This window comes from Selenomonas timonae, assembly GCF_014250475.1.
In the GTDB taxonomy this organism is placed as follows: Bacteria; Bacillota; Negativicutes; order Selenomonadales; family Selenomonadaceae; genus Centipeda; species Centipeda timonae.
The window spans coordinates 2,022,307-2,043,344 of the sequence record NZ_CP060204.1 but is presented as its reverse complement, the minus strand read 5'-3'; the positions used below and the strand labels follow the sequence as shown (position 1 = coordinate 2,043,344).

Annotated in this window: 16 protein-coding genes, 1 tRNA gene and 2 rRNA genes; 18 read left to right on the top strand and 1 reads right to left on the bottom strand. The window is 57.7% G+C overall.

Annotated elements, in window-relative coordinates:
• The first annotated feature begins 325 nt into the window (after positions 1-325).
• The 17 genes from H1B31_RS09800 to H1B31_RS09720 all read left to right on the top strand — a co-directional run bounded on the left by H1B31_RS09800 (position 326) and on the right by H1B31_RS09720 (position 20,344).
• A 23S ribosomal RNA gene (locus tag H1B31_RS09800) occupies positions 326-3,261 on the top strand.
• A gap of 76 nt (positions 3,262-3,337) precedes the next feature.
• A 5S ribosomal RNA gene (gene rrf, locus H1B31_RS09795) occupies positions 3,338-3,454 on the top strand.
• 195 nt (positions 3,455-3,649) lie between these two features.
• Positions 3,650-4,408, top strand: a complete 759-nt coding sequence (sufC, locus tag H1B31_RS09790) for a Fe-S cluster assembly ATPase SufC (protein ID WP_185980182.1) — start codon at positions 3,650-3,652, stop codon at positions 4,406-4,408.
• A 5-nt stretch (positions 4,409-4,413) separates the two neighbouring features.
• On the top strand, positions 4,414-5,832 hold the full coding sequence (gene sufB, locus H1B31_RS09785; protein ID WP_009655721.1) for a Fe-S cluster assembly protein SufB: 1,419 nt from the start codon (positions 4,414-4,416) through the stop codon (positions 5,830-5,832).
• Entirely contained in the window at positions 5,832-6,677 is an 846-nt protein-coding gene (locus H1B31_RS09780) for a SufB/SufD family protein (protein ID WP_185980181.1), read from the top strand. The genes sufB and H1B31_RS09780 overlap by 1 nt, the downstream gene beginning before the upstream one ends.
• Positions 6,661-7,899: a cysteine desulfurase gene (locus H1B31_RS09775; RefSeq protein ID WP_185980180.1), complete on the top strand. Its 1,239-nt coding sequence runs from the start codon at positions 6,661-6,663 to the stop codon at positions 7,897-7,899. Before H1B31_RS09780 ends, H1B31_RS09775 begins: the two co-directional genes overlap by 17 nt.
• Entirely contained in the window at positions 7,889-8,341 is a 453-nt protein-coding gene (gene sufU, locus H1B31_RS09770; RefSeq protein ID WP_185980179.1) for a Fe-S cluster assembly sulfur transfer protein SufU, read from the top strand. Before H1B31_RS09775 ends, sufU begins: the two co-directional genes overlap by 11 nt.
• 144 nt (positions 8,342-8,485) lie before the next feature.
• The gene (locus H1B31_RS09765; protein ID WP_185980178.1) at positions 8,486-9,481 is read left to right on the top strand and encodes an ABC transporter substrate-binding protein; all 996 of its coding nucleotides are present in this window, start codon (positions 8,486-8,488) and stop codon (positions 9,479-9,481) included.
• Between the two features lie 24 nt (positions 9,482-9,505).
• Entirely contained in the window at positions 9,506-10,498 is a 993-nt protein-coding gene (locus H1B31_RS09760) for an ABC transporter substrate binding protein (protein WP_009439987.1), read from the top strand.
• Between the two features lie 211 nt (positions 10,499-10,709).
• Positions 10,710-11,591: an ABC transporter permease gene (locus H1B31_RS09755; protein ID WP_185980177.1), complete on the top strand. Its 882-nt coding sequence runs from the start codon at positions 10,710-10,712 to the stop codon at positions 11,589-11,591.
• A complete protein-coding gene (locus H1B31_RS09750; protein ID WP_185980176.1) occupies positions 11,591-12,385 on the top strand; it encodes an ABC transporter ATP-binding protein in 795 nt (264 codons plus the stop codon). The genes H1B31_RS09755 and H1B31_RS09750 overlap by 1 nt, the downstream gene beginning before the upstream one ends.
• Positions 12,386-12,666: 281 nt before the next feature.
• Positions 12,667-14,196, top strand: a complete 1,530-nt coding sequence (locus H1B31_RS09745) for a TerB N-terminal domain-containing protein (protein WP_185980175.1) — start codon at positions 12,667-12,669, stop codon at positions 14,194-14,196.
• On the top strand, positions 14,183-15,514 hold the full coding sequence (locus H1B31_RS09740; protein ID WP_185980174.1) for an ATP-binding protein: 1,332 nt from the start codon (positions 14,183-14,185) through the stop codon (positions 15,512-15,514). Before H1B31_RS09745 ends, H1B31_RS09740 begins: the two co-directional genes overlap by 14 nt.
• Positions 15,511-17,766 carry a DEAD/DEAH box helicase gene (locus H1B31_RS09735; RefSeq protein ID WP_185980173.1) on the top strand — a complete coding sequence of 752 codons (2,256 nt, stop codon included), beginning with the start codon at positions 15,511-15,513 and terminating at the stop codon, positions 17,764-17,766. The genes H1B31_RS09740 and H1B31_RS09735 overlap by 4 nt, the downstream gene beginning before the upstream one ends.
• A 29-nt stretch (positions 17,767-17,795) precedes the next feature.
• Positions 17,796-17,880 (top strand) — tRNA-Leu (locus H1B31_RS09730).
• Between the two features lie 224 nt (positions 17,881-18,104).
• The gene (gene amrA, locus H1B31_RS09725) at positions 18,105-19,502 is read left to right on the top strand and encodes an AmmeMemoRadiSam system protein A (protein ID WP_185981283.1); all 1,398 of its coding nucleotides are present in this window, start codon (positions 18,105-18,107) and stop codon (positions 19,500-19,502) included.
• 20 nt (positions 19,503-19,522) lie between these two features.
• On the top strand, positions 19,523-20,344 hold the full coding sequence (locus tag H1B31_RS09720; RefSeq protein WP_185980172.1) for a class I SAM-dependent methyltransferase: 822 nt from the start codon (positions 19,523-19,525) through the stop codon (positions 20,342-20,344).
• Between the two features lie 86 nt (positions 20,345-20,430).
• On the opposite strand, the gene H1B31_RS09715 is transcribed toward H1B31_RS09720, so the two are convergent.
• Positions 20,431-20,643: a DUF1858 domain-containing protein gene (locus tag H1B31_RS09715; protein ID WP_006307127.1), complete on the bottom strand. Its 213-nt coding sequence runs from the start codon at positions 20,641-20,643 to the stop codon at positions 20,431-20,433.
• 245 nt (positions 20,644-20,888) lie between these two features.
• Here H1B31_RS09715 and H1B31_RS11495 point away from each other — a divergent pair, with 245 nt between their 5' ends.
• On the top strand, positions 20,889-21,002 hold the full coding sequence (locus tag H1B31_RS11495) for a secretion protein HlyD (RefSeq protein WP_226372166.1): 114 nt from the start codon (positions 20,889-20,891) through the stop codon (positions 21,000-21,002).
• Positions 21,003-21,038 lie beyond the last annotated feature (36 nt).

The window sequence follows — 21,038 nt, the reverse complement described above, 5'->3', positions numbered from 1 at the left end:
CAGAAGAAACAAGAAAATCTAAAACAAGGGAGACTTTGTGTACTCATGCATAAAGTTTTCCTCACTGAGGTCTTCTACCGCAAGGTAGAAAAGAACAGAATAGATTTTCCCAAGCAAATTAGGATAAAGCGAAAATACCTTTTATCGCAAGATGATGACTTTCGTGAGAAATCATGAAAAGTTGAGTTCTGCGCCGATGTGAGATCGACGCCGAAGATTCTGCCGGATGCAAGGAGGCGCAAGGAAACGTAGTTCGCTACGTTGACTGAGCCGACACAGCAGGCGGTGGGAGATGCGGTGTCCCTAACATCGAAGGAGAACAGTAAGTCAAGCGAACAAGGGCATACGGCGGATGCCTAGGCGTTTCGAAACGAAGAAGGACGCGATAAGCTGCGATAAGCTGCGGCGAGCTGCAAGTAAGCTATGACCCGCAGATTTCCGAATGGGGCAACCCGGCGGGAGTAACGTCCCGTCATCTTGCACTTTATGCAAGAGGAAAACACCCGATGAACTGAAACATCTAAGTAGTCGGAGGAAAAGAAATCAAAGAGATTCCCTGAGTAGCGGCGAGCGAAACGGGAGGAGCCCAAACCAAGAGACTTCGGTTTCTTGGGGTTGCGGACCTGCAACAAACCGGACACTTTAGTGGAAGCATCTGGGAAGGTGCGGCAAAGAGAGTGAGACCCTCGTACACGAAAGAGTGAAAAGCGGGCAGGGATCCAGAGTACCACAGGGCACGAGGAACCCAGTGGGAAGCAGGGTGGACCACCATCCAAGGCTAAATACATCGAAACGACCGATAGCGATGAGTACCGTGAGGGAAAGGTGAAAAGAACCCCGGGAGGGGAGTGCAATAGAACCTGAAACCGTATGTCTACAAACAGTCGGAGCACTTTACATGTGCGACGGCGTGCCTATTGAAGAATGAACCGGCGAGTTAATTTATGCTGCGAGGTTAAGCGGGAGACGCGGAGCCGAAGCGAAAGCGAGTCTTAAGAGGGCGAAAAGTAGCATGGATTAGACCCGAAACCACAGTGATCTATACATGTCCAGGTTGAAGCTCAGGTAAAAATGAGTGGAGGACCGAACCCGTGCATGTTGAAAAATGTTGGGATGAGATGTGTATAGGGGTGAAATGCCAATCGAACGTGGAGATAGCTGGTTCTCCCCGAAATAGCTTTAGGGCTAGCCTCAGGCGAATAACCATAGAGACGGTAGAGCACTGATCGGGCAAGGGGGCGTAAAGCCTACCGACCCCAGTCAAACTACGAATGGCTCATATGGGCAGCCTGGGAGTCAGAATGCGAGTGATAAGACCCGTATTCAAGAGGGAAACAGCCCAGACCGCCGGCTAAGGTCCCAAATGCTGTGCTAAGTGGAGAAGGATGTAGGACTTCGAAAACAACCAGGATGTTGGCTCAGAAGCAGCCACCATTAAAAGAGTGCGTAATAGCTCACTGGTCGAGAGGCCCTGCGCCGAAAATATCCGGGGCTAAAGCACAGAACCGAAGCCGCGGCAGGGTGTACTAAGGTACACACTGGGTAGGGGAGCGTTCCTGTTTGGACGAAGGCAGACCGGAAGGACTGCTGGACGAGCAGGAAGTGAGAATGCCGGTATGAGTAGCGAAACGACAGGTGAGAATCCTGTCCACCGAAAGCCTAAGGTATCCCGGGCAACGCTCGTCGTCCCGGGGTTAGTCGGGACCTAAGCCGAGGCGAAAAGCATAGGCGATGGACAACTGGCGAAAATTCCAGTACCGGGCGTCTTCGTTTGAGGATGGAGTGACGCAGGAAGGAAGCTGAGCGTGCGAATGGAAGAGCACGTCGAAGGCGGTAGGCTCGTATGGAGGCAAATCCCCATACTGCAAGGCCGAGAACCGATAGATAGGAAAGACTACGGTCAATCTGAATTCAGCTGCACTACACTGCCAAGAAAAGCTTCTAACGAGAGGACGTCCGCCCGTACCAAAACCGACACAGGTAGGCGGGGAGAGAATCCTAAGGTGCGCGGGAAAACCCTCGTTAAGGAACTCGGCAAAATGCATCCGTAACTTCGGGAAAAGGATGGCCGTTGATGGTGAAGCTTTTTACAAGTGGAGCTGTTGGCGGCGGCAGAAAAGAGGCCCAAGCGACTGTTTACCACAAACACAGGTGCCTGCGAAAGCGCAAGCTGAAGTATAGGTGCTGACGCCTGCCCGGTGCAGGAAGGTTAAGGAGAGTTGTTAGCCCCTGAGGTGAAGCAGCGAACTGAAGCCCCTGTAAACGGCGGCCGTAACTATAACGGTCCTAAGGTAGCGAAATTCCTTGTCGGGTAAGTTCCGACCCGCACGAAAGGCGTAACGATTTGGGCACTGTCTCAACGAGGGACCCGGTGAAATTGAAATACCTGTGAAGATGCAGGTTACCCGCGACTGGACAGAAAGACCCCATGGAGCTTTACTGCAGCTTGGCATTGGTCTTTGGCATATAACGTACAGGATAGCCGGGAGACTGGGAAGTCATATCGCTAGATGTGATGGAGTCACCGTTGGGATACCGGCCTTTATATGCTAAGGATCTAACCGGAACATTAACCGTGTTCGGGACAGTACCAGGCGGGCAGTTTGACTGGGGCGGTCGCCTCCGAAAGAGCAACGGAGGCGTCCAAAGGTTCCCTCAGCGCGGATAGAAATCGCGCGCAGCGCATAAAGGCAGAAGGGAGCTTGACTGCGAGACTGACGGGTCGAGCAGGGACGGAAGGAGGGCTTAGTGATCCGGTGGAAAGAGAGTGGAATTGCCATCGCTCAACGGATAAAAGCTACCCTGGGGATAACAGGCTAATCTCTCCCAAGAGTCCATATCGACGGGGAGGTTTGGCACCTCGATGTCGGCTCATCACATCCTGGGGCTGAAGCAGGTCCCAAGGGTTGGGCTGTTCGCCCATTAAAGTGGTACGTGAGCTGGGTTCAGAACGTCGTGAGACAGTTCGGTCCATATCCATCGCGGGCGCAAGATACATGAGGGAGGCTGCTCCTAGTACGAGAGGACCGGAGTGGACGGACCAACGGTGTACCGGTTGTCCTGCCAAGGGCACGGCCGGGTAGCTGCGTCCGGAAGGGATAAACGCTGAAAGCATCTAAGCGTGAAGCCCGTCCCGAGATGAAGTATCTCATTCCTATAAGGAAGTAAGACCCCTTGAAGAAGACAAGGTAGATAGGCTGGGTGTGGAAGCACAGCAATGTGTGCAGCTGACCAGCACTAATCGGTCGAGGGCTTGACTACATTCTAAGGTAGTTTTACCCAATACATTTGCAAGGAAGTTTCTTCTGTGAAGTTTTGAGTGTACAACACTCAGCAATGCGGTGATGATGCCTGAACGGTTCCACCTGTTCCCATTCCGAACACAGTAGTTAAGCGTTCAAAGGCCGAGGGTACTTCGTTGGAGACGACGTGGGAGAGTAGGTAGTTGCCGCAAAAGATAAGCTCGTGATGATTCACGGGCTTTTTTCTATGCATTGATCTATGAAAAGGAATCTCAATTATTTGTTTTGTTTATAGATCGTGTCTTAGGTTATTGACTTTTTATATGAAAGCACATACAATGATGAAAACGTCAATCCCGAGTATTTTTGTAAGGATTAAACTAAGCGTATTTTAAGGAGAGTTTACTATGGCAGATGTATTGCTGCAGATAAAGGATCTTCATGCGGGTGTTGAGGGCAAGGAGATCCTCAAGGGGGTCGACCTCACGGTCCGCAAGGGTGAGGTGCATGTTATTCTGGGACCGAACGGCTCCGGTAAGTCCACGCTGATGAATGTCATCATGGGACATCCGAAGTATGAGATGACGGGCGGCAGTCTCGTCCTCGAAGGGGAGGATATCGCCGAGCTGCGCGCGTTCGAGCGTGCGCGGCGCGGTCTTTTCCTCGCGTTCCAGACGCCGGAGGAGATTCCGGGGATTACGGTGGAGAATATGATCCGCACGGCGCGTCAGATGATTACGGGCGAGCGCGTGAAGCTCATGCCGTTCCGCAAGGAGCTGAACGCGATGATGGCGGAGCTGAAGATCGACCCGAGCTATGCACAGCGCTATCTGAATGTCGGCTTCTCGGGCGGTGAGAAGAAGCGCAGCGAGGTCTTGCAGCTGTTGATGCTCGCACCGAAGCTCGCGCTCCTCGATGAGACGGACTCCGGGCTCGATGTGGATGCGGTGCAGATCGTGTCCGAGGGCGTGGCGAAGTTCCACACGGCGGACAATTCCTGCCTCATCATCACGCACAACGCGAAGATCCTCGACAAGCTGAAGGTAGACTATGTCCATGTGCTCGCGCAGGGCAAGATCGTGCGCGAGGGCGGCGCGGAGCTCGTGCAGCAGATCAACGAGCAGGGCTTTGGCGGCATCCTCGCGGATCAGGGCAAAGTGGGGTGAGCCGCATGGAGGATTTCGTACCAAAGAAAAAAACGCAGGTCGCCGACATTGAGCGGACGATCTACGATATTACGAATGAGGATCGCTCGGCGTATAAGTCGCAGTCGGGACTGACCGAGGAGATCATCCGCGACATTTCGGCGCGCAAGAATGATCCGCAGTGGATGCTGGACTTTCGTCTGAAGTCGCTCGAGGTCTACCACGCGACGCCCATGCCCGCATGGGGACCCGATCTCTCCCCGCTCAATATGGATGAGATTGTGACCTATGTGCGCCCCGATGCGAAGATGGTCGGGGACTGGAATGAGGTACCCGAGGACATCAAGGACACATTCGACCGTCTGGGCATCCCCGAGGCGGAGAAAACCTCGCTCGCAGGTGTTGGTGCACAGTACGACTCCGAGGTGGTCTATCACTCGATTCAGGAGTCGCTCGTGGAGCAGGGCGTTGTCTACACGGATATGGAGACGGCGCTGCAGGAGTACGGCGACATCGTTCAGCAGTATTTCATGACGCTCGTGCCGCCGAAGGCGCATAAGTTCGCCGCGCTGCACGGTGCGGTCTGGTCGGGCGGCTCGTTTGTCTATGTGCCCGAGGGCGTGAAGGTGGACATCCCGCTTCAGTCCTATTTCCGTCTCAATGCGGCGGGCGCAGGGCAGTTCGAGCACACACTCATCATTGTCGAGAAGGGCGCGAGCCTGCATTTCATCGAGGGATGCTCCGCGCCGAAGTACAATGTGACGAATCTCCACGCGGGCTGCGTCGAGCTGTTCGTCAAGGAGGGGGCGCGTCTGCGCTACTCGACGATCGAGAACTGGTCGCGCAATATGATGAACCTCAATACGAAGCGCGTGAAGGTGGAGAAGGACGGCGCGGTGGAATGGGTCTCCGGCTCGTTCGGCTCGCATGTGTCCATGCTCTACCCGACGAGCATTCTCCACGGGGAGAATGCGACCTGCGAGTTTACGGGCATTACGTTCGCCTCGAAGGGGCAGGAGCTGGACACGGGTGCGACGGTGATCTTCGATGCGCCGAATACGTCGGCGAATATCAGCACGCGCTCGATCTCGAAGTCAGGCGGTGTTGCAATCTACCGCAGCGGGGTCAAGGTGACGCCGCGCGCGGTCGGGGCGAAGTGCTCGGTCAACTGCGAGTCCCTGATGCTGGACTCGGAGTCCCGCAGCGATACGCTGCCGGTGATGGATGTCGCGTGTGACGCGGTGGACATCGGACACGAGGCGAAGATCGGCCGCATCAGTGACGAGGCGATCTTCTATCTGATGAGCCGCGGCATCGACGAGGAGGAGGCGCGCGCGATGATTGTGCGCGGCTTCGTCGAGCCGATTGCAAAGGAACTGCCGCTCGAGTATGCGGTGGAGATGAATAATTTGGTCAATATCGAGTTGGAAGGAACAATGGGGTGATGGCAATGCAGGACGTATTCAGCCGTATCCCCATGCCGACATGGCGCTGGCTGGGGGTCAATGATCTCCCTGTGCCGGCAGGGCTTGCGGATACAAGAGATGAGATTCGGCTCTCTGCGGCGGCAGGAGAGCGCGTGCAGCACGTTGTGGAGCTGCGCGAAAACGGCGCGCAGGAGATCTATGTAGATGTTGCGGAGGGGGCGGAAGCCTCGCTCACGTATATCCAGTTCGCACCGACGGACGCACCTGCGGCGAGCCGCATTCATGCAAATGTGGCGCGCGGGGGGCTGTTCTCCTGTACGCTGGTCGAGGCGGGGGCGGCGCATACGGCGTCAGAGCTGCGCGTGACGCTCGCGGGCGATGAGGCGTGTGCGGATGTCTGGGGACTCTACTTTGGCGACGATACGCGCAAGATCGACCTTAACTATGTCATACGGCAGGAGGGGTGGCGCACGGATGCAAATATGCAGGTGCGCGGTGCGCTCCTGGGTCGCAGTGTCAAGACGTTCCGCGGCACGCTCGACTTCGTGCAGGGCGCGCGCGGCTCGGTCGGCAAGGAGGACGAGGAGGTCATGATCCTCTCGCCCCACGCGCGCAACCGCAGCGTGCCGCTCATGCTTTCGCACGAGGGCGATGTGGACGGACACCATGCGGTGAGCATCGGGCGGATGGATGAGGAGAAGCTCTTCTATCTGATGAGCAGGGGGCTTGACGATCGTGCGGCACAGCAGCTGATCGTCGAGGCGTCCTTTGAGCCGGTGCTGGCGCGCATCGAGAGTGATGAGCTGCGCGCGGAGATCGGCAGCTACCTTGAGAGGAGACTTTTGGGTGGAGCGCAGGAATAACGAGTATTTGCAGGATTTCCCGATCCTGCAGACGAAGATGAACGGTCGTCCCATTGTCTATCTCGACAACGGTGCGACGACGCAGAAGCCGGAGGCGGTCATCAAGGCGGTCGCCGACTACTGCACCTACTGCAACGCGAATCCGCACCGCGGGGCATATGAGCTCTCGGTGAAGGCGACGGATATCTACGAGACGGCGCGCATACGCACGCAGCAGTTCATCGGGGCGGCGCGGCCGGAGGAGATCATCTTTACGAAGAATGCGACGGAGGCACTGAACCTCGTTGCATACAGCTACGGGCGTGCGAATATCCGCGAGGGCGATGAGATCGTCATCACGATCTCGGAGCATCACAGCAATATTGTGCCGTGGCAGTTCGTTGCAAAGGCGCGCGGCGCGGTGCTGAAATACATCTATCTCGAGGAGGATGGGAACCTCTCGGCGGCAGACATTGCGTCCAAGATTACGGAAAAGACGAAGATCGTCGCCGTGACGCACGTCTCCAACGTGCTCGGCCTGGTGAACGATGTGCGCGCGATTGCCGACCGCGCTCATGCGGTCGGGGCGGTCATCATCGTGGACGGCTCGCAGAGTGTGCCGCATATCGCGGTGGACGTGCAGGCGATGGATGCGGACTTCTTTGCATTCTCGGGGCATAAGATGCTCTCTCCAATGGGGATCGGCGTGCTCTATGGCAAGTACGATATCCTTGACGCGATGCCGCCGTTCCTCTTCGGCGGAGATATGATCGAGTACGTGGGCGAGCAGGAGACGACCTATGCGGAGCTGCCCGCGAAGTTCGAGGCGGGGACGCAGAATGTCAGCGGCGCCTCGGGGCTGATTGCGGCGATTGACTACCTCGAGAAGGTGGGATTTGATCGCATTGAGGCGATCGAGCGCGACCTCATTTCCTACGCGCTGCCGAAGCTGCGGGAACTGCCCTTTGTGGAGCTCTACGGCTGCGACAGTAAGCGCGACAATAAGACGGGGATCATCACGTTCAACGTGAAGGACATTCACCCGCATGACGTGGCGTCGATTCTCGACAGCTACGGCGTTGCGATCCGTGCAGGGCATCACTGCGCGCAGCCGCTCATGCGCTATCTCGGGCAGAATGCGACCTGTCGCGCGAGCTTCTATCTCTACAATACGCATGAGGATGTCGATCAATTCATCGATGCGCTGAAAAAGGTGCGGGGGGTGCTCGGCTATGGCGACTGAGGGAACGGCGCTCGGCGATCTCTATACGGAGGTCATCGGCGAGCACAGCCGCGCGCCCGAGAACAAGGGGGCGCTCGAGTCGGCGACCGTGCGCGAGCGCGGGCACAATCCGAGCTGCGGCGATGAGATCACCCTCGAGCTCGAGATCGCGGACGGTGTCATCAAAGACGGTGCCTTTACGGGCGTTGGCTGCGCGATCTCGCAGGCGAGCACGGACATCATGATCGACCTCATGCGCGGCAAGACGGTCGAGGAGGCGCACCGGCTTGCGCAGCTCTTCACCGCGATGATCAAGCGCGAGGTGACGGACGATGCCGTGCTCGAGGAGCTCGATGAGGCGGTGGCGCTCAAGAACATCTCGAATATGCCCGCGCGCGTGAAATGCGCGGTGCTGGCGTGGCACACGCTCGAAGATGTACTGAAAACAGGACAAATGTCATAAGATGGGGACTGCTGTGGGAGGATTTTACCTCGCATGGCAGTCCCTTTGGCATTTTTCATCGCGTCACTACTAGCTTTTTTCGTCACGCCCATGTATAATAAGCAAGTATTGCACAATTAGAATAACAGAAAAGGTGGGAATTCGATGCGGATGACAACGGCAATGAAAGCCATCGCTCTCGGCATTGCGGTGCTCGGCCTCGGCGTGACGGCGGGCTGCGGCGGCGATCAGCAGGCAAGTGGTGAGAAGTCGTATAAGATCGGCATTGTCCAGCTGGTCGAGCACAATGCTCTCGATGCGGCGAATCGTGGGTTCGTGGATGGACTCAAGGCGCGCGGCTACGAGGAGGGCAAGAATCTCACGATTGACCGTCAGAATGCACAGGCGGATCAGTCGAATCTCCAGAATATCGCCCAGCGCTTTGTCAGCGACAAGGTGGATCTCATCTGCGCGATTGCGACCCCTGCGGCGCAGTCTGTTGCAAATGCGACGAAGGACATCCCCATTGTCGGCACGGCGATCACGGACTATGTGAACGCAAAGCTTGCGCAGACGAATGAGAAGCCGGGCGCGAACATCACGGGGACGAGCGATCTCAACCCAATCAAGGAACAGATCGATCTACTCATCAAGCTCTATCCGAATGCGAAGACAATCGGCACGATCTACTCCTCGAGTGAGGTCAACTCCGAGATCCAGATCAAGGCGATGACGGAGTACGCCACATCGAAGGGACTCAAAGTGCGTGCGGCGACGGTCTCGACCGTCAACGACATCCCACAGGCGGCACAGAGTCTTGTCAATGATGTGGATGTGTTCTATGAGCCGACGGACAATGTCATTTCCTCCTCCATCCCGACGCTTGTCGGTGTGACGGATGCGGCGGGCAAGGCGGTCATCTGCGCCGAGCCATTCATGGTAACGGGCGGCTGTCTCGCGACCTATGGCATCGACTACTACAAGCTCGGCGTTCAGACGGGCGATATGGCGGCGGACATCCTCGAGGGGAAGAAGAAGCCTGCCGATATGCCGATCCAGACGGCACGCGACCTCACGCTCGTCATCAGCAAGGGCAATGCGGCGAAGCTGGGGCTGACGATTCCGGAGGATGTGCTGAAGGACGCCACGCTGGTGGACTGATAAAATAGTAAAGGTGGGGATACGATGCGGATGAAAAAACTCGCAAAATGTATTGCGCTTGGCATCGCCGCCCTTGGGATTCTGGCGTCGGCAGGCTGCGGACAGCAGGACGCGAAGGGCGAAAAGACATATAAAGTGGGCATTGTTCAGCTCGTGGAGCACAGCGCACTCGACGATGCGAACCGTGGGTTCGTGGACGGGCTCAAGGCGCGCGGCTACGAGGAGGGCAAGAATCTCACGATTGACCGCCAGAATGCACAGGCGGATCAGTCAAACCTCCAGAACATTGTACAGCGCTTTATCAGTGACAAGGTGGATCTGATCTGCGCGATTGCGACCCCTGCGGTGCAGTCGGCGGCGAATGCGACGAAGGATATTCCCATTGTCGGCACTGCCGTGACGGATTATGTGAGCGCAAAGGTGGTGAAGTCGAACGAGGCACCGGGCGGCAACGTCACGGGAACGAGTGATCTCACACCGATTGCCGATCAGATTGATCTCCTGATGAAGCTCTATCCGAATGCAAAGACGATCGGCACGATCTACTCGTCGAGCGAGATCAACTCCGAGATTCAGGTCAAGGCGATGACCGAATACGCCCAGTCCAAGGGGCTGAATGTGCGTGTTGCAACAATCTCGACGGTCAACGACATCCAGCAGGCGGCACAGAGCATTGTCGACGAGGTGGATGTGTTCTATGAGCCGACGGACAATGTAATTGCCTCGGCGATGCCGACGCTCACGAGTGTCACTGATCCCGCAGGAAAAGGTGTGATTTGCGCTTTTGCCGGTGGGGTTACCGCCGGCGGGCTTGCAACCAAGGGGATTGACTACTACAAGCTTGGCGTTCAGACGGGCGATATGGCTGCTGATATTCTCGAGGGCAAGGCGAAGCCGGCAGATATGAAGATCGAGACGGCGCGCGATCTCACGGTGGTTATCAACAAGAAGAATGCGGAGAAGATTGGTCTCACGATTCCGGCAGATGTGCTGAATGGTGCGACGATTGTGCCGTAAGGATGAAACATCGGGCATGGGGCGCCCCTATCGGCTCGCTGTGCTCACTACTTCTACGCGTTCCGCGCACAGGCCCCGCCCTGCTGGTGGGAGCTAAAAATCACTGTGTTCTGCCTTTCAAGCGATCGTAGACACAAAGACGGGGGTTGCATGAAATCTGCATCAGGTTCATGCAACAACCTTTTTTTTCGGACTTATAGGGAGTGACGTTATGGATCTCGTCATTGCGACGGCGGCGCAGGGTGTCCTCTGGGGACTCTATGCACTCGGCGTCTATCTGACTTATCGCGTATTGGATATTGCCGATCTGACGGTCGAGGGCAGCTTCCCGCTGGGCGCTGCCGTCGCCGCGTCTATGCTCGTGGCGGGCTATACGCCGCTGACAGCGATTCTCGCTGCTTGCGCGGCGGGGTGTATCTCGGGCGTTGTCACGGGCTTTTTCTGCACGAAGCTCAAGATCCCCGCATTGCTTGCAGGTATCTTGACGATGATCGGGCTCTACTCCATCAATCTGCGCGTCATGGGCAAGGCGAATCTCCCGCTCCTGCAGCAGGAAACGCTGTTCACTGAGTGGAATATCTGGGGGCTGGATGCGGCGACGAATATCCTCCTCATCGGTACGGTTGTCGTTGTGCTTGCCATTCTCCTCACGTATTGGTTCTTTGGCACGGAGCTCGGAACTGCCATCCGTGCGACGGGGGCGAACCCGCATATGATCCGTGCAAACGGCGTCAATACGGATGTTATGATCGTTCTGGGACTTCTCCTGTCGAACGGCATGGTTGCCATCTGCGGGGCGCTCGTGGCGCAGAGCAACGGCTTTGCGGATGTCGGCATGGGCACGGGCACGATCGTCATCGGTCTCGCGTCGGTTATCATCGGCGAGGTGCTGTTCGGCACGCGCAGCTTCAAGAACTGGCTGATCTCTGTCGTGCTCGGCTCGGTCGTCTATCGCGCGGTCATTGCAATCGTTCTGCAGCTCGGCATGCCGCCGAATGATCTCAAGCTCTTTACGGCAATTCTCGTGGCAATCGCGCTCTCGCTGCCTCTCATCCAGTCGAAATACCACGCGATGAAGAAGGGAGCAGAGTAATGCTGCGCATTGAGGATATCAAAAAGACGTTCAACCCGGGGACGATTACGGAGAAAAAGGCGCTCTCGGGCATCACGCTCCACCTGCAGCCCGGCGATTTCGTTACGGTGATCGGCGGCAACGGTGCGGGCAAGTCGACGCTGATGAATGCGATCGCGGGCGCAATCTCCGTGGACACGGGGAAGATCTCCATCGCGGGCGAGGACATTACGAAGTGGCCGGAGCACCGCCGTGCGAAGTTCATCGGGCGTGTCTTCCAAGATCCGATGATGGGGACGGCGGCGCGCATGATGATCGAGGAGAACCTCGCCATTGCCGCGCGGCGCGGGCAGACGCCGACGCTGCGCTGGGGCTCGACGAGCGAGATGCGCGATGTGTTCCGCGAGAAGCTGGCGCGTCTCAAGCTCGGTCTTGAGGATCGCCTCTCCTCGCGTGTGGGGCTGCTCTCGGGCGGACAGCGTCAGGCGCTGACGCTGCTCATGGCAACGCTTGTGAAGCCGAATCTGCTGCTCCTCGATGAGCATACGGCTGCGCTCGATCCCAAGACGGCGGCGAAGGTGCTTGAGCTGACACAGCAGATTGTTGCAGAGGATCAGCTCACGACGCTCATGATTACGCATAATATGAAGGACGCGCTGCGCTACGGCAACCGCCTCATCATGCTGCACGAGGGGCGCATTCTCTTCGATGTACCGCAGGAGAAGAAGGAGGGGCTCACGACGCGTGACCTTCTGTCGATGTTCGAGCAGGCGGCGGGCAGCGAGCTCGCTAATGATAGTCTACTCCTAAGCTAACAAAGTTCTAACGTCCTTCACAAGACGCTCTAAAGCCATTTCGTTATATTATCCATGAAAGCAAGAGATATTAAGAATGCAGATATGCTTTCATACTCTCTGACTTTCGGTGCGTATTCTGCGGCCTTCCCTTCCGCGGAATTCACATACATTCCCTACATTTCTTTCTCTCTATCGAAAATATGCCTCCTGCTGCCCGGCGGGAGGCATATTTTCTTGCTATTTTTGGGATTCGTAGTAAAATAGGGGGAGTAAATCGAACAGACGGACGGGGGTGTGTGATGGCTGGAAAGGGCAAGTTGGGCTCGGTGCAGCGTGCACTCAGAATGATCTACCGCGATGAACGCATCCCGCCTCCGCCCGAAGGGCAGCGACCGCAGCCCGTACCGAAGCTGATAGGCGCGATGCGTTCTCTGGTGACGACCTCACGTGATTACTGGCAGTCGCGTGCAGAGCTGTTTCTAAAGCAGGCGCGCCTGATGGCGGACTACGAGGACGACTATGCCTATCACGGCGTCGTCAATCAGTACTTTCCGACCTATGACTCGCTCTCAGATGCGGAGCTGCGCGGCTACTTTACGTGGCGGACGGCGGTGCGGCGCGGGCAGATCGAAAAGCGGGGGATGTCCTACGCATCCCTCTATGTCTATGAGCTGCTGCATCTCATCGGCTGTGCGGACGCGCAGGATGCCTATGAGATGCTGCATGATTTCTGTGAGGCATATTGTGAGCTCGATCCGCAGATCGGGCGCTATATAGCGGAGTGGGAGAATGAGTTCATCATCTATTACGGGCTGAATCCCGATCTTATCATCGTGCGCGGAAACGGTGCGTGTCGGCAGCAAGACGATGCGGTACTCACGATGCTTCATCGTTCGGAGCACACCGCAGAGGAGGTTATGGCTGCTGTCTGCGTGCTCTCGTCCTATCGTCTCGAGCGTTCGAAGCTCTATCGCGCCCATACAGATGATGTGAATGTCCTCGCACTCCGTGTATTGGATCGCGTGGCAGAATACTACCGAAAGCATCGGCAGGTCAGTGCGTTTGCCGACCTGATTGCCGTGCCGCAGACAATTCCCGTGCGGCTCTTTGCGTCCGCCGTATTTCAGCCGTCCGGTACGGAGCAGGATCGCGTCTATCAGATGCATCCGCTGCGCCGTTATGAATGCACGGGCGGCTATTGGACACTGTACTCCTACGAGCGTGCAGACGGCGCGGCGCAGCGCATGGGTGCGCTTCTGCGCGGGCTGGATGCCGCTCTGCGTGCGCACTATGGAATCGCTGAGATTCAGCCGCCCAAGCTGAAGCAGTGGCAGGCGAAGATCATCCGTGAGGAGATTGACGCCTTTGTTGCGGAGCGGCGGGCGGTGGAGGCGCGGCGTGTGCATCTGGACTTTTCGCAGCTGGCGCGCATTCGTGCGGATGCGGATGTAACGCAGGAGCGCCTCGTTGTGGAGGAGGAAGAGCTGTCCATGCCTTTGCTTTCTCCGTCACAGGGGAAAGCCGCTGCGCTTCCGGAGATTTTGCCTCCTGCGGCAGAGGCGGTTGCTGCACCGCCCGAGATGTTGTCCGCGGCGGACGGGGCGGCAGAACTGACGGCATCCGAGCTGCATCTCCTGCGTGCTCTCCTGACGGATGGTGATTTCGCATGGGTGCGCGCGGAGGGGCTGATACTCTCCGTACTGGTCGACGGGCTGAACGAAAAACTGTACGAGGACTTTGCGGACACGGTGATCGAGGGCGATCCGCCCACCGTTGTCCCTGACTATCTGGATGAATTGACAGCGAGGTACCTGCATGGCAGCGAATGAGTCGAAGAAAATCCCGCGCCGCATTGCGCAGACGCTCATTAATGCGCTCAAGGGCGGCGTCGTGCCGCGCATTGGGCTCCCATATATCACGGTCGGACGGCGCAGCGAGATCGAGGCGCTGCTCTCCGATGTGGAGATGATCGAGGGCGGCGGGGCGTCCTTTCGCTTCATCGTCGGGCGCTACGGCAGCGGCAAGAGCTTTCTCTTGCAGACAATCCGCAGCTATGTTATGGCGAAGCATTTCGTTGTGGTGGACGCCGATCTCTCGCCGGAGCGCCGCTTGCAGGGGTCGCGCGGGCAGGGGTTGGCGACGTATCGCGAACTGATTCGCAACATGGCGACCAAGACGACGCCCGAGGGCGGTGCTCTCACGCTCATCCTCGATCGGTGGATCAGCCGCGTGCAGCAGGAAGTTGCGGCGGAGGATGGAATCACAGCGGATAATCCACTTTTTTCAGCGGCGGTGGATCGTCGGATTGCCTCCATCATCTACGGGCTGAACGATCTCGTGCACGGCTTTGATTTTACGCGGCTTCTGACACTCTACTATCATGCCTATCGGGACGGCGACGATGATATGCGCGCACGCGTCGCACGCTGGTTTCGCGGGGAGTATACGACAAAGACCGAGGCGCGGCACGAGCTCGGCGTGAACATCATCATCACGGACGACGACTGGTACGAGTATCTGAAACTCTTTGCCGCGTTTCTGCGGCAGGCGGGCTATGCGGGGATGCTAATTCTGATTGACGAGCTCGTGAACATCTACAAGATTCCGCACGCCGTCACGCGCCAGTACAACTATGAAAAGATTCTCACGATGTATAACGATGCAATGCAGGGGCGCGCGCAGTACCTCGGCATGATTCTCTGCGGCACGCCCGCGTGTATGGAGGACACGCGGCGTGGTGTATACAGCTATGAGGCGCTGCGCTCGCGGCTTGCGGAGGGACGGTTTGCGGGGGAGCACCGCGATCTGCTCTCGCCCGTGATACGGCTTGCGCCGCTCACGCATGAGGAGATGCTCGTGCTCATCGAAAAGCTCGCTGCCATCCATGCGGGGCTCTACGAGTACGAGCAGATTGTCACACAGGACGATCTTGCGGACTTCATCCGCATCGAGTTTGGACGCATTGGGGCGGACACGCATATCACGCCACGTGAGGTGATTCGTGACTTCATTCAGGTGCTCGACATCATCTATCAGAATCCCGCGCTGAAACTCGCCGATCTCCTCGGCTCGGACGATTTTGCCTACGCCGCGAACGAGGTGGAGGGCGCAGAGATCAGCGCTCAGTTTGTGGAGTTCGAACTATGAGCGTATTTGAGCGCTATGCGCCCTTCGTGCGGGACTATATCTATGAGCAGGAGTGGCAGAATCTGCGCGGCATCCAGATTGCGGCGGCAGAGGCGATCTTTCACACGGACGACCATGTCCTCCTGACGGCATCCACCGCCTCCGGCAAGACGGAGGCGGCATTTTTTCCGATCATTACGCTCTTTCACGAGGAGCCGCCGACCTCCGTCGGCTGTATCTACATCGGCCCGCTCAAGGCACTGATTAACGATCAATTCGAGCGCCTGACGGAGCTGTGCCACAGGGCGGATATTCCCGTCTGGCATTGGCATGGTGATGTGGGGCAGACGCTTAAGGCGCGGCTGATGAAGCGTCCGTCGGGCATCCTGCAGATCACGCCGGAATCGCTCGAGGCGCTGCTTCTGCACCGTCATGCGGCGATACCGAAGCTCTTCGGTGACCTGCGCTTCGTTGTGATCGACGAGGTGCACTCCCTCCTGCGCGGCGATCGTGGCGGGCAGACGCTCTGTCTGATCGAGCGGCTCTCGCGCATCGCAGGCGTCACGCCACGCCGCATCGGTCTCTCGGCGACGATCGGCGATGCCAAGCGCGTTGGGGATTTCCTCGCGGCGGGGACGGGACGGCAGACCTTCGTGCCGCAGATCGAGGCAAAGGGGAGCAAGTGGCGGCTCTCCCTCGAGCATTTCTACGTGCGAGACACACAGGCGGGGGACGGGCGCGATGACATCAGCGTGCAGCCCGTGCTGGATGCGCCGACCGATACGCCGCCCGAGCATGCCGATCCCGGGCTCGGCTATATCTTTGCCCATACGCGCGGGAAGAAATGTCTCGTCTTTGTCAACTCGCGCGAGGAGTGCGAGGCGGTGACGACAACGCTGCGCTCCTACTGTGAGCGTCAGCACGAGCCGGATCGCTTCCTCATCCACCACGGCAATCTCTCCGCCGCGTTTCGTGAGACGGCAGAGGCGCGCATGAAGGACGAGGACAGCCTCTTCACAACGTGTACAACGGCGACGCTCGAGCTCGGCATCGACATCGGGCGGCTCGAGCGCGCCTTTCAGATCGATGCGCCGTGGACGGTCTCCTCGTTTCTGCAGCGCATGGGGCGGACGGGGCGGCGCGGACAACCGCAGGAGATGCACTTCGTCGTGCGCGAGGATACGCCCGAGGCGCGTGCACTTCTGCCCGCCACAATCCCGTGGAAGCTGCTGCAGGGGATTGCGCTCATTCAGCTCTATCTTGAGGAGCGATGGGTGGAGCCGCCGCGCCTTGACCGTCTGCCGTTCAGCCTGCTCTATCATCAGACGATGAGCATTACCGCGTCCTGCGGGGAACTTGCGCCGCGCGCACTTGCGGATCGCGTGCTGTCGCTGCACGTATTTCACCGCATCACGCAGGAGGACTATCGCACACTCCTGCGTCATCTCGTACAGCAGGAGCATCTGCAGATGACGGAGCGCGGCGGACTGATCGTCGGACTTGCGGGGGAGCGCGTCGTGCAGTCCTTCCGCTTTTACGGTGTCTTTCAGGAGAACGAGGAGTACACTGTGCGGAGTGAGTCGCAGGAGATTGGAACGATTGTCACGCCGCCTCCCGTCGGGGAGAAGATCGCGATTGCGGGGCACGTCTGGCGCGTACTGGAGGTCGACCGCAAGCGTCATCTCATCTACTGCGAGTTGGTCAAGGGGAATGTGCCCGCCTATTTCGGCGAGTGTCCCGGAGACATCCATACGCATATCCTGCATCGGATGCGTCAGGTACTCCGTGAGGAGCTGCTGCCGCCGTATCTCATGAAGAACGCCGTAGCGCGCCTCACGCAGGCGCGAAGTACGGCGCGTCACTCGCGTGCGGCGGAGGATGTGCTCATTCCGCTGGGCGGGGAGATGTACGCGCTCCTACCGTGGCTCGGCAGTTATGCCTTTCTCGCGCTCGAGCGCTTCCTGCGCATCCGCTGCGGCGCGCGGATTGGCCTGCGCGGCTTCGAGTCCATGCGCCCGTACTTCATGCAGTTCACGATGAAGGCATCACCTGCGGAGTTCTTTGCTGTGCTTGCGGAGGAGGCAGCGCAGGAATTTGATCCGATGGAGCTGCTCTATCCCGATGAAGTACCGATTTTTGACAAGTACGATGAATTCCTCCCGACGGAGCTCGTGCGGCGCGGCTTTGCGCACGGCGTTCTGGATGTGAAGGGGATGCGGGAGACGGTGCTCTCATGGGCGCATGCACGGATTGACAGCCCCGCGCCGTCGTGATAGAATACGTTAGCTGAGTTTTCTCACAGGCGGATGTGGCGGAACTGGCAGACGCGCTGGACTTAGGATCCAGTGCCGCAAGGCGTATGGGTTCGACCCCCTTCATCCGCACCATCTTAGTATATAAAGGGGCTGTTATACGAAGTTTTTAGCTTTGTATAGCAGCCCTGTTCTTATGCCCCTTCCACCGCTCACGCGGTCCCCCTCCCCCGTGTCGCACGGAGGAGGCTTTGTGTTGCAGCTATTAGTTTCCCCCGTCACTACGGGGGAAGTGGCGAGCAAAGCGAGCCGATAGGGGCCCTCCAAGAGCAGTTTTTCTACAGAGGAGCGTGAAGATCATGTCGATTCTTGCCGCCTATGCCGTGCCGCACCCGCCGCTCATCATTCCCGCCATCGGTGCGGGACGCGAGCAGGAGATCGCTGCGACTGTCCGCGCATATCATCAGGCGATGCGTACGGCTGCGGAGCTGCGCCCCGATACCGTCGTCATCACCAGCCCGCATGCGACGGCATACGATGATTTCTTCCACATCTCGCCGGGCGAGGCGGCAGAAGGGGATTTTGCCGCGTTTGGACATCCAGAGATCACGGTCGGCATCGAATACGATACAGACTTTGTACATGCGCTCTCTCAGGCGGCGGGGGAGCGTGATGTTCCTGCGGGTACGCTTGGAGAAAAGAATCCGGCGCTCGATCACGGGACGATGATCCCGCTCTTCTTACTGAGCGAGTACCTTGGCGATGCACCAACCAAATTCGTCCGCATCGGCGTGTCGGGGCTGCCCGCCCACACGCACGCCATGCTCGGACAGGCGATTGCTGCGGCGGCGGAGCAGCTCGGGCGGCGGACGATCTGCATTGCGAGCGGTGATCTCTCGCACCGCCTCAAGGAGGACGGGTCGTACGGCATTGCGCCCGAGGGCGCAGAGTTTGATGCACTCTGCACGGCGTTTATGAAGGCGGGGGACTTCCTCTCACTCTTGCAGATTCCCGGAAGCTTTGCCGAGACGGCGGGACACTGTGGGCTGAACGGGCTGTGGGTACTCGCGGGCGCACTTGACCGCGCGGTGCTTACGAGCAGACTGCACAGCTATGAAGGGCCGTTCGGCGTGGGTTATGCCGTCGCCTCGTTCACGGTGACGGGGCGGGATGAGCGCCGAGACTATGCAGATCAGCTCGTGCAGACAGAGGATGCGGCGATTGCAGAGCTGCGCGCACGCGAGGACGCATATGTGCGGCTCGCACGGACGAGCATCGAGCACTATGTACGGGAGCATAGGTATGTGCCGCTGCCTGAGGGACTGCCGTCAGAGCTTCTGGAGCAGCGCGCGGGGGCATTTGTCTCCATCAAGAAATATGGCAAGCTGCGCGGCTGTATTGGGACGTTTGTGCCCGCACAGCAGACTCTTGCCGAGGAGATCCTCTACAATGCCGTCTCGGCGGCGATGCATGACGGGCGTTTCGAGCCGATTGAGGAGGACGAGTTGAATCGCCTCGTTTACTCTGTCGATGTCCTGAGTGCACCAGAGCCGATCTCCTCAGCAGCAGAGCTTGATCCGAAGCGTTATGGCGTCATCGTCAAGAGCATTGCGGACAATCGGCGCGGGCTTCTGCTGCCCGATCTCGCGGGCATTGATACGGTAGAGGAGCAGCTCGCCGTTGCACGTGAGAAGGCGCGTATTCATCCGAAGGAGGAGGTTGCGCTCGCGCGCTTTACGGTTGTTCGGCATCGATAGGGAAAAGGAGTATTATATTTATGGGAGAGAATCCGTCGTTTTCCTTTTGGAATGCGCAGTGGCAGGAGAAGTTTTGCGAACGCGTGCGGCATATCCGTGCAAATCCGCAGGTGGACTATTGGGACAAGCGTGCACGGGACTTCTCTGCGATGCGCAAGAGCAATGGGTACGATTACGGCAGGAAGGTCTATGGAGCGCTGCGCTCTGTCTTGGATGCGGAGGCCTCGATGCTGGATATTGGCGCAGGCCCCGGCTCTTTTGTCATCCCGTTTGCGGAGCATATCAAATTCGTCACGGCGGTCGAGCCGTCGCATGAGATGGCGAATCTCCTGCGGGGGAATGCCGCAGAGGCGGGCATCGACAACTATGCACTCATCGAAGAAATCATGCAGGATCTTCCAATCGGCGGCGAACTTGACGCTGCATTTGATCTTGTGACGGTGTCGCTCGTCTTTTGGATGTATGAGGATGTTTGGCCGCTGATTTCGCAGATGGAGGCCTATTCGAGCAAATACTGCGCGATCATTGCGGAGATTCCGGATCATAAAAATCCAAGGTCGGCGAGCTGCTGCGATGTCGAGGAGTTCCAGATTCTCTACAATATGCTGATTTCGCAGGGACGTTTTGCCAACGTCAGTGTGGTGGACTATCGCTGCGAGCGCTCCGTGGAGGACGAGCTGCAATATCGAAAGCTCGCATACGAGCAATATGCGGGTGACCTTACTCCGGCTGCACAGGAAAAGCTCCGCAGGGAGGTTCTCGCCGAGGCGCGGGATGGTCTGTGTACGGTCGCAACGCGATCTGCTGTCATCTGGTGGGATCGGAGAGATATTGTTTCGTAGTCCTATGTCTTCTGACAGAAAACGCCCCCTTGCAGACTACTAGCCTGTAAGGGGGCGCTTGTATTTGACGCGTGTGCTGTATGTTTTTACTGTGCCGCAGCCGTCTCGCCGATCGAGGCGTTCAGCTCATCGATGAGGGCGTCGATGTCGATGCCGTGTGCCATTGCACCCTGCTCGATGTTCTCGAAGTGCGCCGCCGCGCAGCCGAGGCAGCCCATGCCCGCATTCATCAGAATCTCAACGGTGTCGGGATACGTCTGCACGATCTCGATGATGCTCATATCCTTTGTAATCGCCATGATAGACCTCCTATATCGTAAAAGGAAATTGACTGTAAAGGGGAATCCCCCGATTGGCTAAATTATAACACAAGATTTCAAAAAGGGAAGTATCATTTGCAACATTTGCAGGTATGTTCATAAGAGAAAATGTTTCTGTGGAGCGTGGAATACGTGCACTGATTGACCTTGCTCTATTTTTCTGTTATAACTTAAGGAATCGCTGATAAAATAGACCCTCAGATTGGCGTAGATTTTTTCGTCCGATTGAGGAGGCAAACCGGACGCATAGCAAAAGCTATGTGGAGGATTTGCCGACAAAAAGCGGGCAAAAAAGATGCGCTAAGATGGCGGTGCTGAATGTATCAGTGCTACCTTAACAAGTGTATTAGCGTAAACAACATGACTTCGGTCAG